Origin of the sequence: Albibacterium profundi, assembly GCF_042159835.1 — a bacterium.
In the GTDB taxonomy this organism is placed as follows: domain Bacteria; phylum Bacteroidota; class Bacteroidia; order Sphingobacteriales; family Sphingobacteriaceae; genus Albibacterium; species Albibacterium profundi.
The window spans coordinates 256,899-269,744 of sequence record NZ_JBBVGT010000001.1; the positions used below are offsets into that span (position 1 = coordinate 256,899).

Annotated in this window: 14 protein-coding genes; 5 read left to right on the forward strand and 9 right to left on the reverse strand. The window is 41.5% G+C overall.

Annotated elements, in window-relative coordinates:
• Window positions 1-60 precede the first annotated feature (60 nt).
• Both WKR92_RS01170 and WKR92_RS01175 read left to right on the forward strand, forming a co-directional pair.
• Entirely contained in the window at window positions 61-1,260 is a 1,200-nt protein-coding gene (locus WKR92_RS01170) for a dicarboxylate/amino acid:cation symporter (protein ID WP_375556013.1), read from the forward strand.
• Window positions 1,261-1,312: 52 nt separating this feature from the next.
• On the forward strand, window positions 1,313-1,723 hold the full coding sequence (locus tag WKR92_RS01175) for a hypothetical protein (protein WP_375556014.1): 411 nt from the start codon (window positions 1,313-1,315) through the stop codon (window positions 1,721-1,723).
• A gap of 74 nt (window positions 1,724-1,797) precedes the next feature.
• Here WKR92_RS01175 and WKR92_RS01180 read toward each other — a convergent pair whose 3' ends face one another.
• Window positions 1,798-2,181 (reverse strand): SRPBCC domain-containing protein, encoded by a 384-nt coding sequence (locus tag WKR92_RS01180; protein WP_375556015.1) that lies wholly within the window; start codon window positions 2,179-2,181, stop codon window positions 1,798-1,800.
• A gap of 33 nt (window positions 2,182-2,214) precedes the next feature.
• On the reverse strand, window positions 2,215-2,895 hold the full coding sequence (locus tag WKR92_RS01185) for a pseudouridine synthase (RefSeq protein ID WP_375556062.1): 681 nt from the start codon (window positions 2,893-2,895) through the stop codon (window positions 2,215-2,217).
• Between the two features lie 141 nt (window positions 2,896-3,036).
• Here WKR92_RS01185 and WKR92_RS01190 point away from each other — a divergent pair, with 141 nt between their 5' ends.
• The gene (locus tag WKR92_RS01190; protein ID WP_375556016.1) at window positions 3,037-3,351 is read left to right on the forward strand and encodes a hypothetical protein; all 315 of its coding nucleotides are present in this window, start codon (window positions 3,037-3,039) and stop codon (window positions 3,349-3,351) included.
• Between the two features lie 81 nt (window positions 3,352-3,432).
• On the opposite strand, the gene WKR92_RS01195 is transcribed toward WKR92_RS01190, so the two are convergent.
• A complete protein-coding gene (locus WKR92_RS01195; RefSeq protein ID WP_375556017.1) occupies window positions 3,433-5,295 on the reverse strand; it encodes a chloride channel protein in 1,863 nt (620 codons plus the stop codon).
• Between the two features lie 134 nt (window positions 5,296-5,429).
• On the opposite strand from WKR92_RS01195, the gene WKR92_RS01200 reads away from it, so the two are divergent.
• Complete coding sequence (locus tag WKR92_RS01200) at window positions 5,430-6,095, forward strand: Crp/Fnr family transcriptional regulator (RefSeq protein WP_375556018.1); 666 nt, start codon at window positions 5,430-5,432, stop codon at window positions 6,093-6,095.
• Here WKR92_RS01200 and WKR92_RS01205 read toward each other — a convergent pair.
• The 6 genes from WKR92_RS01205 to WKR92_RS01235 are packed head-to-tail and all read right to left on the reverse strand — an operon-like array spanning window position 6,081 to window position 11,307.
• Window positions 6,081-6,602, reverse strand: coding sequence for a DUF488 domain-containing protein (locus WKR92_RS01205; RefSeq protein WP_375556019.1), 522 nt, complete (start codon window positions 6,600-6,602; stop codon window positions 6,081-6,083). The two genes, WKR92_RS01200 and WKR92_RS01205, sit on opposite strands and share 15 nt — an antisense overlap.
• A 12-nt stretch (window positions 6,603-6,614) precedes the next feature.
• Window positions 6,615-7,493 carry a DUF2249 domain-containing protein gene (locus WKR92_RS01210; RefSeq protein WP_375556020.1) on the reverse strand — a complete coding sequence of 293 codons (879 nt, stop codon included), beginning with the start codon at window positions 7,491-7,493 and terminating at the stop codon, window positions 6,615-6,617.
• Between the two features lie 11 nt (window positions 7,494-7,504).
• Complete coding sequence (locus WKR92_RS01215; RefSeq protein ID WP_375556021.1) at window positions 7,505-7,915, reverse strand: cytochrome C; 411 nt, start codon at window positions 7,913-7,915, stop codon at window positions 7,505-7,507.
• Window position 7,916: 1 nt separating this feature from the next.
• The gene (locus tag WKR92_RS01220) at window positions 7,917-8,189 is read right to left on the reverse strand and encodes a hypothetical protein (RefSeq protein WP_375556022.1); all 273 of its coding nucleotides are present in this window, start codon (window positions 8,187-8,189) and stop codon (window positions 7,917-7,919) included.
• A gap of 25 nt (window positions 8,190-8,214) precedes the next feature.
• On the reverse strand, window positions 8,215-9,240 hold the full coding sequence (locus WKR92_RS14595; protein WP_446014088.1) for a cytochrome c: 1,026 nt from the start codon (window positions 9,238-9,240) through the stop codon (window positions 8,215-8,217).
• A 36-nt stretch (window positions 9,241-9,276) separates the two neighbouring features.
• On the reverse strand, window positions 9,277-11,307 hold the full coding sequence (locus tag WKR92_RS01235; RefSeq protein ID WP_375556023.1) for a cbb3-type cytochrome c oxidase subunit I: 2,031 nt from the start codon (window positions 11,305-11,307) through the stop codon (window positions 9,277-9,279).
• A gap of 194 nt (window positions 11,308-11,501) precedes the next feature.
• Here WKR92_RS01235 and WKR92_RS01240 point away from each other — a divergent pair, with 194 nt between their 5' ends.
• Window positions 11,502-12,845, forward strand: a complete 1,344-nt coding sequence (locus WKR92_RS01240; RefSeq protein WP_375556024.1) for a sigma-54-dependent transcriptional regulator — start codon at window positions 11,502-11,504, stop codon at window positions 12,843-12,845.
• Window position 12,846 lies beyond the last annotated feature (1 nt).

Below are 12,846 nucleotides of genomic sequence, written 5' to 3' on the forward strand. Positions count from 1 at the left end.
AAAACAATTTTTTCTGATACCTTAGCACATCAAAAAAATGATTTCGTAGCATACTATTTTATGAAAAGTATTAAAATTGGGCTGCTTGGCAAAGTAGTTATCGCAATTATCTTAGGTATCGGTGTGGGACTAGTTGCACCCGACTGGATCTCTCGGATATCTATCACCTTTAATGGTTTATTTAGTAATTTTCTGAATTTCATTGTCCCTCTTATTATACTCGGGCTCATTGCACCGGGCATCGCCGATCTGGGGAAAGGTGCAGGCAGACTTCTATTGCTCACATCCATACTGGCTTATGCATTTACCATTTCTACGGGTCTGTTTGCCTACTTTTCCGGAAAAATCTTCTTGCCTAATCTGCTAGCAAGTGATGGAACACCGCAACTGGAAGACGTAACCAAAACACTGGAACCTTATTTTACACTTCAAATGCCGCCTATGTTTGAGGTAATGACGGCTCTCATCATAGCGTTCACATTGGGATTGGGTATTGCTTTTATAAAAGGAGACACGTTAAAAAATGGGCTGGAAGAGTTTAAAGATATTGTCATGAAGGTTATTAATCATGTGATCATCCCAATTCTCCCTTATTACATTTTCGGTATCTTTTTAAACATGACGGTTACAGGTCAAGTAGCCAGTATTTTATCAATTTTCATAAAGATCATCGTCTTTATCTTTATCCTAACCGTTATCCTGCTAATACTCCAATTTGTTGTAGCAGGTGCGATAGCTAAGGTTAACCCGTTCAAGGCATTAAAAAATATGCTGACCGCCTACCTGACAGCACTCGGAACACAGTCCTCAGCGGCTACCATCCCTGTTACCTATCAACAAACACTTAAAAACAAGGTAGATCAAGATATCGCCAGCTTCGTGATACCACTTTGTGCCACTATTCACCTATCAGGAAGTATGCTAAAAATCACACTCTGTGCCATGGCAGTCATGTTAATGAATGGAGATGTGGCAAATACAGAGATATTCATCGGATTTATTTTTCTACTAGGCATAACAATGATTGCCGCACCCGGTGTACCAGGCGGAGCGATTATGGCCGCATTGGGCGTGTTGTCCTCGGTTTTAGGTTTCAGTGAAGACTCATTAGGGCTGATGATTGCGCTTTATATCGGTATGGATAGCTTTGGTACAGCATGTAATGTGACTGGTGATGGAGCCATCGCATTGATCATCAACAAGATTTACAAAAAGGATGTTGATGAAACAATAAGGTTACAGGAAGAAGCGAACATGTAGCGCATAAAACTGTTTTAACGTACTATATATAGTAAAACAGTAAAACAGAATTATGAAACAGTATCTTGTAATTTTAACATGCGTAATAGTAGCGGCCTTCACTTCATGCGAAAAGGATGAAGTTGATGGCGTCCGTGAACGTGACGAGCAAAGACTAGAGGCCTTATACGCAGAAATTAAAGAAATGGCGGAAAGTGTAAGCTGTGAAGACGCCGAAGAGTGGGAATTTACCGCATTGGGTTCAAAGGCCTGCGGCGGACCAGTGGAGTACATCGCTTATTCAAGCACGATTGACACAGAAACTTTTTTAGAAAAAGTAAAGCTGTATACCGAACTTCAGCATCAATTTAATGTCGATTGGAAAATCACGTCTGATTGCAGCGTGGTCGCCAAGCCCATAGATGTGCAATGTGTTGATGGCAAACCCGAATTTATTTACGAAAATACAATGGAACCTAACTAACAGTTAGCCCAAAACAAGATATTTAAACAAACTATGAAGAGGCGTAGTCAGGCAACTGATTGCGCCTCTTATCGTTACTCTCCAGTATAAAAGTCTCTTAACGAACCAAAGTAATCCTCATTCCAACCACCCACGATATCGTCATAATCGCCATCAGGAATATTCGTGTGGATTAGCTCGACCGACGTACCAAGCTTATGAGGGTGCAGCTTAATGGTCACGATGGAGTCTTCTTCCTGATCGCCAAAATACCATTTTTGTACAATTTTCTTGTTCGTTTCAAACTCCAGGTTTACACCCACGATACTATCGTCCCACAACGAAAATTCCGTTCCTTCTTCAGCTTGCATTTTCGCACGATCACCCGTCCAAAGTTCAATTGTCGGTTCCCGGGTTAAAGCCAGATATACTTCCTGTGGTTTCGCCGTTATTGTAAAGTATTTTTTATAATCTTTCATAATATCATTTATTTTATTTTCGTTGCCATGTAATTACTTCCAACCCATCAGGTCCATTACTCTTGCAAACTCATCTGACACAGGAGCGGTGATGTGCGTCGTAGCACCCGTAACCGGATGAGTAAAGCTGAGTTCAGAAGCATGGAGCATCATCGTTGTCATATCCCATTGTTCTTTGAAAAAGCGATTCTGTTTGTTACAGCCATGCTTTCGATCCCCGATAATCGGATAAAAAATATGAGCAAAATGCTTTCTTAATTGATGCATCCTGCCAGTCTCCGGTATTGCTTCCACTAGCGAGTATCTCGAAGTTGGGTGTTTGCCCAGTGCATAGGGAATCTCGGCATATTGGAGGGTTCTAAAGTGAGTCACGGCCTCCTGCATCATCCCATTCTCTTTCATAAGGGGATAATCAATCTCCATTTCAGCAGGGGCATAACCTCGTAAAATGGCCAAGTATTTCTTAACCATATCACCCATCATAAACTGCTTGTGCATAGCCACCTCAGTTTCCTTATCCAAAGCAAACAATAAGACGCCACTTGTTTTTCTATCGAGACGATGAACCGGACTAACGTGCTGGCCGATCTGCTGTTTTAATTTTTGCAAAGCAAATTCAGTAGCATCTTTGGCAATAGATGACCGATGGACCAATAAGCCATGTGGTTTGTTGATGGCAACCAAATATTCATCCCGATATACAAGCTCTAGCATCGTTTTGTTTTGTGCGAAGGTAAACATATCACAAACATTTATAAACAATTACGAAAACAAGCTGTTCTCTAATTAAGAAACGCATTAACTATCAACACTTTTGGATAAAAACCAAGAATATTAAACATAAATATAGAAATCATGAAAAAGTTATTATTCAGCTTAATCGCTACCATGTTTCTTACGCTGACCATCCACCAGGTCTACGCGCAAGAGGAGAAACCAACGGTACCTGATACAACAAAGAAGGAACCGGGAGAAAAATTACCAACGGTGCCGGCACCGGAACCCGAGCTTCCAATGCCTGTACCTGAGGCCCCAGAAACACCTGAGGTACCAGAGCCAGAAACACCAACACCAGAAGTGCCTACTCCGAAAACGCCTAAAGCGCCAGAAATACCGAGCGAGGAACCACTACCTCCTCCTCCACCACCAGCACCTCCTCTTCAGGAATAAAACTAGAAATTAAAATATGAAGAGACGGCCTACGTCTTATAAAAAACTAAAAATCCTCAACGTGCATGTTGAGGATTTTTTCTATCGATAGAACTTTTTACTCTTGACCAGCATCCGGTAACCACTTCGCTTCAAGCTAATTGACCGCTGAAGCTGCTGATCTGCATAACGTGCTTTGCGGTAAGCCGCAAAAACCAAGGTAGGTGTCAGTAAGCCGATCGACTGCGTTTTTTCTGTACGCTGCACAACGGGTATTAGATCCGTATGGTAGCGATCCATCATTTCTACGGCAAAACTCAATTGACTTTCCGGATAAATATAGATGATCTTTTTGTCAACCAAACTATCAATGCTTTGATCTTCGTCCAAATCGGTATTATGCAAATCCTTTAATTTAAGTGTACCTGCTAAGTTCCCAACTTCATCTTTTACAATTAACATGTGCCGATCCGGTCGATGCATCTTCACCCAGTCCTTAACCTCTTTAATAGTCTGATTTATCGCTATTTGAGGTTTAATGTATTCCATTACTTCACCCACGTTCATTTGTTGTAATACATCTGGTTCATACGCATCGGGCGTAAAAATCCCCCGTCGTTTTATTTTTTCAGTCATAATTGTACCTTTCATCAAAAAGAACGAAACGAAGTAAGCCGAGGTACATGCACCCAATAAAGGTAAAAGTCCATGAGGTTGCATGGTGGTCTCTAATGCAAAAACAATAGAAGTTAGCAAAGCTCGAGCGGATCCTGCAAACATACTAGCCATACCGATCAGTGCACATGTCGGCAGATTAATATCACTTTGGGGAAAGAAATGAACGATAAGCATCCCCATTCCTAAGCCTAAGGCACCTCCAATGGTGAACAAAGGAGCTAGTGTACCTCCTGAAGTTCCGCTACCCAGAGAGACCGACCAAGATATGAACTTTAATATCGATAAGCCTAAAATCAACTGTAAAGGAAGATTACCGGTTAATAAATCAGTTATGTTTGAATAACCGACCCCCATTGTATAAGGTGCAAAATAACCGACGACACCAACGGCAATCGCACCGATTGCTGGCCACCACATCCAATGGATAGGAAGCTTTTCAAATAGATCTTCTATCAGGTATATACTTTTAGAAATATATGCCGCTAACACGCCCATGACCGCTCCCATTACAACGTAAATAATCAAAGACTGGTAACTAGGCAGCGGGATATCCGGCATCCCAAACATCGGCTCTTGACCAAAAAACACGAGATGCATCGCCGCACCTGTCGCACATGCAAGAGCTACGGGAATGATAGACCGTGGAGAAAACTCAAAAAGCAAAAGTTCGATCGCCAAGAGCACGGCGGCAACGGGTGTCCCAAAAATAGCGGCCATACCAGCCGTGGCACCCGCCGTCAGCATAATTTTCCGCTCATTCGGCGTAATTTTCATGATCTGCCCGGCAAAGGAACCTAAAGCCCCCCCGGTAGAGATAATTGGCCCCTCAGAACCGAACGGTCCCCCACTACCTATTGAGATCGCCGCAGACAAAGGCTTTAAGATGGTAATGATCGGTTTGATCTTACTTTCATTTGTAAGCACTTGTTCCATAGCCTCGGGTATTCCGTGACCACGGATCGCAGCAGAACCCAATCGAGCCATGACACCTACAATTAAAGATCCAATAATCGGAATAAAGATAACATACCAACCCAATTGGTGACCTTCGGGCGTATTCTCTACAAAAGAAAATTCACCGTAAAAGAAAAGATTAGTTATCAAGTGAATAAGTTCGACCAGAACTTTAGCAATAACACCGATAATTAAAGCATTGATAACCGCCTGGATGCTTAAGTACAATACCCTTTGGGAAACGGATGGTCCCGCTGGCTCTAATTCCTGATTGTCAACATCAAGAGAAGGGGCAATTGGGATTGATGCTCCTTTTTCTTTTTTTCTAAACATGAACAAATTTTTTGCAAAAGTATGACCTTAATCATAAAAAGAAGCATATTCTATAAAAATATTTTACATTTTTTATTACCCAGACAATATTGTCTAATAACCACACATTGCAAATAATTTGTTTATTTTAGCATATGAATAAACACCCACATTGTTTTTTGTGTAAATACTGTCTACCTGAGTGGCAAACACTCATTGAGACTAAGGCCACTATTCAGCAGTTCAAAAAAGGAGAGTCTATATTTAAGGCAGGCGATTCCCTCCACGGTTTCTATTTTATCCATGAAGGCAATGTTAAAATCCATAAAAAATGGAAGAACAATAAAGATCTCATTATCAAATTTGCCACCGCCGGAGATATCTTAGGTCATCGTGGACTTTCCGATCAGAAGCATCCTGTATCAGCGACCGCACTTAATCGAGTTAAGCTCTGTTTTGTCGATACCGAGTTCTTCGAAACCACCTTACTTGTCAATCACAAACTTTCTTATCAGATGGTTCTATTCTTTGCTTCCGAACTTCAAAAGACCGAACAGAGCATGTACAACATGGTGCAAATGGACGTAAAAAGTAGAATTGCACTCGCTCTATTAGAAATAACAAACACATTTGGTCTCGATCAAGATGGATTTATCAATTCCTTATTAAGCAGACAGGATATTGCTTCGTATGCAGGTACAACCTATGAGTCGCTCTTCAAGACATTAAACGACTGGAAGAATAAACGTATAATTGAATTATTAGATAAACGAATTAAAATAATCGATACAGAAACCTTAAAAAAACTAACGATAGAGTAACTTTCCATCTTTTACCGTAGCTGCTGAAGTATAGGGATGCTCTTCAACTTTCTTATCCGATAAAATATGTAAAACAGTCCAACCTTCTAATTTCATTATATCTGCTATCATGCTTCGGTGACACCGCCACCAGACTGCTTCCGCGCACATAATACATACATTATGATTAGCTGTCTTCTGCTCTAAGGCCTCCAGACCATCTCTAAATTCTGATGTCTCCATATAGTCCGCATAACCCCTAAACGAATCGTTGCGCCATGCCGTATTCACAGAATCTTTCCGAACCTTCCGTCGTCCTCCTAATATCAACCAATGCTCATAATGGATCCCCTCAGTTTCCAGGTCACTCTCAAAATGCTCTTTATTAAATTGTGGAAACTTATTTGAACCCGGCAGACTTCTAACATCAATCAAAAGGTCGATTGAATTTAATTTTAGAAGTTTTACAAACTCATCCCAAGATCGAGTTGAGTGCCCTATGGTCCATATCTTTTTTTCTTTCGCCACATTAATGATTTCTTATGTTCTATAGATTGCGACTTTAACATCACCCTCACCTCGATTCGATATATATACTTGATAATCGCTGTCCGCAATCTCTTCTAATAAATACAAAGGAACGCGCTTATGGTTTACATAAAGAAGTTCATCCTCCTCCAAATCGGGCAAAATACCTAAAATAGCTTCCATAGGTCCAGGAGCTTGGAGGTCACGAACATCAATCTCCTTCACTTTTTCAAATCTAGTACAAACCTCTTCAAACTCCCTTTCATCAACCATCCTTATCTTTTCCGAGTCAGTTTTTTCACCTTCAGTTGCTCTATTTCTATCAGCAGGATCAGCATTTGGGATTTCATCTTTCGCTTCCGAGGCACCGTTTACCGATTTATAGAAATAAGTATGATACTCATCAGCGGATACAGTTTTCGTAAATGTACGAACACCGTCCTTTTCCAGTAAGCGAATTAGCGGGACGGGTATGAACTTGTTAATAATACAAAGCGCCTCATCAGGTGAAACAACTTTAAATTTCTTTAAGATCTCCTTTAAAGGATCCTCTCCACTCGCCAGTATTCCTCGAACATCGAAAACATGGATTGAAGTCCCGGGTAGATCGTTGAGCCAAGTCGGTGTATTTTCCTCGATCGTATCTTCTTGCCCGTCACTAGTCATTATAAAACCTAGCGGCTTCAACACCCTCGCAAAGTCTGCAACATCGCATCCGCCCATTTTCGCAGCTTCGGCGATTGTTACACGCGAAGCCATTAACTTCCTCAGTATGGGGTTTCGCAACTTCTCAAATGGCTTAGAGAGCTTAGCAATTGCTTCAACACTATTTTTATTCCATTTTATTAATTCTGAAATTTTGGTCTTAGCACTAATCTCTAATGTTTCCATTTCTATTTAATTTAATTGGCAACGATGTCAAAATAGGTTATTAAATAATATAGTGCCCAACCAATAAAACCAATGAGAATAATCCAAACCCAAGCGGGAATACTTTGAGGTGTTTCACTCCCTTCAATATAAAACTCGCTTGAATTACCTTTCCCATAGGCATTGATCATCAAAGGCAAAACACCATCCACAACTGCATTCTCTTTCAAACCTTCAATTGATATAGCCGGACCATTTCTAACTTCAAAAGGGACAATTCTGATGCCCTCTTTCCCATTTGGGTCTTTGCTGACTATTTTCAGCGTATGTTTACCATCTACCAGTCTAGTCGTATCCAATTCAAATTTAACCGGTGCAAGAAAGGACGCAATTGGTGTTGGTTCGTCATCAATAAACAGCAATACACTACTCTTATTTTTCATTCTATTCGCTGATTTGTTCATTTGAAAGTATAAAACGTTTGATATGAGTCTTGGATTTCTCTCCTGGTTTTACCAAAAATTTAATTGAAAAAACCAAGGTAAGCACCACGATAATCCCAATAAACCAGACGATAACCATATCCCAATCACTCTCGGGTCCCGCGCCGTGAGATATCCCCCTTAATAACTTTGGCTGCTGTTTCTCACAGGCAGGACAGGCCCAACTGGCTAGCGCCGGCAACATCAGCATTACTACTAAAAAAATCTTTTTCATATCCTAAATATTAACTAGTATACACTTATTGTGTTACCATTTCCATAATTTTTGCTACCTCTTCCGCACTCACCTCCGAAGCATCATTCCCCCAATTAGTCCTTTCATGCGTCATAATAGCCGCAATTTCTTCTGCAGTTAAATTAGCCGTTTTCCCTACCGCAGGCATCGGCCCATACCCTTCGTTAGCCCTTGCGTTGTAACCATTCATAATAATGTCCACAAAAATCTCAATATCATCATCTAAAACCACCGAGCTACCCGCCAAAGCAGGGAATGCACCGGGAAGTCCTTTACCATTGGGTTGGTGACAAGTCTGGCAATGGGTTGCATAAAGCGCGGCACCGTCAATTTTCGGCGCAGCCGCATCTGCGCCAGCTGCTTCTCCTCCTCCACTAGCCTGTGCCGTTTCTGCATTCCGTTTATAGATAAATTCTGGCATAATCTCGCCCGTTGGCAATTCAGTTTGTTTAAGCGATTGTAAATAAGCAACCAGATTCAGCGCATCTTCAGTAGCCACCACCTTTCCTTTCTTACCGCCCATAAACTCTTCGGGCACCGCCACGACTACATCATCAAGTCCTACATTTTCGCGAATTTCAAATAACCATGGATATGCTGGCATGATCGACTCGCTCACCACAGCTCTTGGATTATACAAATGCACTAGATTCCACTCCAAACTTGGCTGACGATTCCCCACGTTGATTAAATCGGGGCCCGTACGTTCAGTTCCCATAAGGGTAGCCGTATTTCGCCATAGGTCCTGGCGTTTTATACCAGCATAATCAGCTGATATACTTGGTCTGGTTCCCCACATTTTATCCATTTCCACATTCCGAACCTGTTGCGTATGACAAGCAACACAACCATTAGCAATATAAAGTGCCTTCCCTTTCCTAGCTGCTTCGCTTAACGGCTCAGCATTGGGGAGCGGAGCGTTACGAGCCTGGTTATCCAATGCCGGCATAATCGCCACAAATAAAGTGAGCAAAAGGAACAAGACAGCTGTCGCTGTAAAAAGACTCTTATGATTATTAAAAAACTCCATCGTATTATTTCATTCTAATTGTAATACCTCTAAATTCTATTCGTTCTCGTTTCCTAGCTCTTTCTCTAGTTCCGCCAAGGCAAGATCTTTCACATCAGTCGCCGGACGGTTTACCCACATCCTGTATAGGTTATAAGCAAACACCAAATGAGAGAACCACATTAAGCTACCACCTATCGCTCTCCACAACCAGTGAGGAGCCATCATAACCACACTATCTATAAACGGTTTACCTTCCATCCATGACAGGCCACGCATTGTGCCTCCAATCATTAAGGGAACCGAATAAAACATCAAGCCTATTAATGCCAACCAGAAATGTGCTCCTACTAAAATCTGAGGAGGTTCTTTTCCCGTCAACCTTGGTATAATTGCATACATCCCAGCCCATAAAAAGAAGGTAATAATTCCGTACATGGTTAAATGAGAGTGAGCAACTGTGAAGTCAGTAAAATGCCAAATAAGATTTGTTTCTCTAAACGCTTCTGCAGTCCCTTGCATCGAACCCGTAAAATAAAACACTATACCCACGATAAAAAATGGCAAGGTATAGCTATCAGAAACCTTATACCAAGCCCCTTTAAATGTCATAATAAAGTTCGTCGTACCTGCTACTACCGGTATAACCATGCCGACACTACCCACGATAGCGACGGTCTGCAACCACCAAGGAATCGAACTAAAGATAAAGTGGTGAGTACCTATCAAAGTGTAAAACAGAATCTGTGTCCAATAGGCTAGAATACCCAGGCTGTAAGAGTAGATAGGCCGATTGAGTTGCTGAGGGAGATAGTAATAGACAATCCCCAGCGTAAACATCATAAACCACATGCCCACCCCTTGGTGCATGTAATAGCCCTGAACAATGGTTTCCCCGAGACCATCTTGCCAAAATGGCAAATAAGCCACGAGGGTGATGACAATAGCAAACATCAACCCTGCTACCATATACCAGTTTGATATGTAAATTTCCTTGGTTTTCCGCTTAGCGATCGTTTTAATAAAATTAATCAAAGTCAGAATCAGTGCCACCGCAAAAGGCAACATCACCGGCCAGATGTATTCACGGAATTCCCCGCCACCATTATTAATACCGGCCATTAATGAAATAGTACCCGCCAAAACCGTGATGTTGATGAGTATAAGTGCAATCCAACCCAGCTTGATACTGTAAAGCTTATTATTGCCGACTCGCGGAACAGCGTAATAACCCAAGGCTAACATACCCAATGATGCCCAGCCCCAGAATACCGAATTCGTATGCACCGGACGCAAACGTCCGAAACTCAACCAACTGGCTTGATCAATATCCGGTGCCACGAACTTAATTCCAACATACTCACCTACCGTAGTACCAAAAATCAACCAGAAGGTGGCGGTCAATGAGAACCAGAGCACAAGTTTCGTAAGCTTCGGATCTACCGGAGGTCTTTTAGTTGCTCTCTTTTTCGGCGCGACAACCGGCAGCGAAGGGTCAGGATTCTCTCTGATCAAACCTCGATCATCTCTAATTTCGCGATCACCCGAAAGCTCTTTATGTGACAACTGATACTCTATCGCCGACTTCCGATCTAGAATATTCTTCTCCACCTCATCATCAGGCAAGGATTTAAGATATTCAGCAAGCTGCTTGGCCTCCACCCTTTGCGAATGATTATAAATTTTCCGAACCGAACGCCTAATACGAAAAGCCAACAGCAATAGTGCAACAATTACCGGAATCGCAATCAAGATAACTGTAATAATAACACCCCCATTTGCTGCCAAACTGCTGCTGTCAGTCGGCGCTTGTCCGATAATCAAAAAGCCCATGACTTTTTTACTATTATTCAAAACGCCGCGTTTCTTCAAATCCACCAAGGACGAAAGCTGTTTTGCATCGAAGGTTTTTAAGTAATGTTCAAACTTACTTCCCAAAGCAGGTGTCTCCTGAGAAGATTGCTCTTTTATCTTCCGGATCTTAGCCATAATAGAAAAGGAAAACACTAACAGAATAAGGACAATCAGGGTTAAAAGCACAACGACTCCCGATAGCCAAATATTCAAGGATAAAATAATTAAAGACATGATGTTGGGTTTTGGGCAAAGTTATGAATTATAGATAAAAGAGTAGAAAGTATTTTAATATTTTATCGCAATTGATGTACGAATGCGAACACCAGCTGTTCATTATCGTACAGTTCATATAAAGTACGGATATCCATCAGAATGATCCTTAACTAATTACTAAGAATGGTATATTTGTGGTAAACATAGATTTCATGATCCAGGCACGCATACTTATTATTGATGACGACCCCGATGTTCTCACAGCTGTACGTTTATTATTAAAGAAAACAGTATCAGAGATCCTTATTGAGAAGAACCCTGAAAAGCTCCCATCAATTCTTCACGATCAACAAATTGACCTCATCATGCTAGATATGAACTTTAAAAGTGCTATCCATAGTGGGAACGAAGGTCTGTACTGGCTAAGTCGCATTAAAGAAATCAAACGCGATATCCCTGTCATCATGATTACTGCCTATGGAGCGATCGATCTGGCTGTGCAAAGTTTGAAACAAGGGGCGTCCGACTTCGTCGTAAAACCTTGGCATAACGACCATTTGCTAGAGGTCGTAAAAGATCTCATTTCAAATAAGAACAAGTCGAATAAAAAGACGAACAATCAATTAGTCCTGAATGATATTATCGGTGAATCAGATATTATGAAATCCTTATTTCACAAACTCACTAAAATAGCACCAACCGACGCCAATATTCTAATACTAGGGGAAAACGGAACAGGAAAGGATCTAATTGCCTCGGCTATACATAAACAATCCAATCGCTCTAAGCATCCCTTCGTCAAAGTCGACGTCGGCGCACTCACCGATAGCCTTTTCGAGAGTGAACTATTCGGACATAAAAAAGGCGCCTTTACGGATGCACGCGAAGATCGTGTCGGTCGTTTTGAAATGGCCGACAAAGGCACGCTCTTTCTCGATGAGATCGGGAATATCTCCCTATTACAGCAGTCTAAATTATTAACGGCTTTGCAAAATAGGCAGATTAGTCGATTAGGCAGTAATCAGTCAGTAGATGTGAATATTCGTCTCGTCTGTGCCACCAATGTGCCGTTGAGGGACTTAGCAGACGAGAATCGTTTTCGCAAAGACTTAATTTATCGCATCAATACCGTTGAACTTCAAGTACCTCCTCTCCGAGAACGCGGAAATGACATCCTCCTGCTTGCCAAGCATTTTATCCAGCGATATGCAGACAAGTACAACAAACCTGCTCCCGAGTTGGACTCAAGCGCAGAAAGAAAATTACTGAGCTATCATTACCCGGGAAACGTTCGAGAATTGCAGTACAGCATTGAGCGCGCCGTCATCATGGCTGAGTCTGAACTACTCACCAATGAAGACTTGATTTTTTCACCCCTTGAAAACCCACAAACACAAGCTTCATCCAAAACAGACGAACACAATCTGTTGGAACTAGAAAAAATCACCATTCTTAAAGTGATTGAAAAGCATAGCGGGAATATTTCGAAAGCGGCTAAGGAATTAGGTATCACAAGAACCGCATTATACAGAAGATTAAGCAAATACAATATCTAAT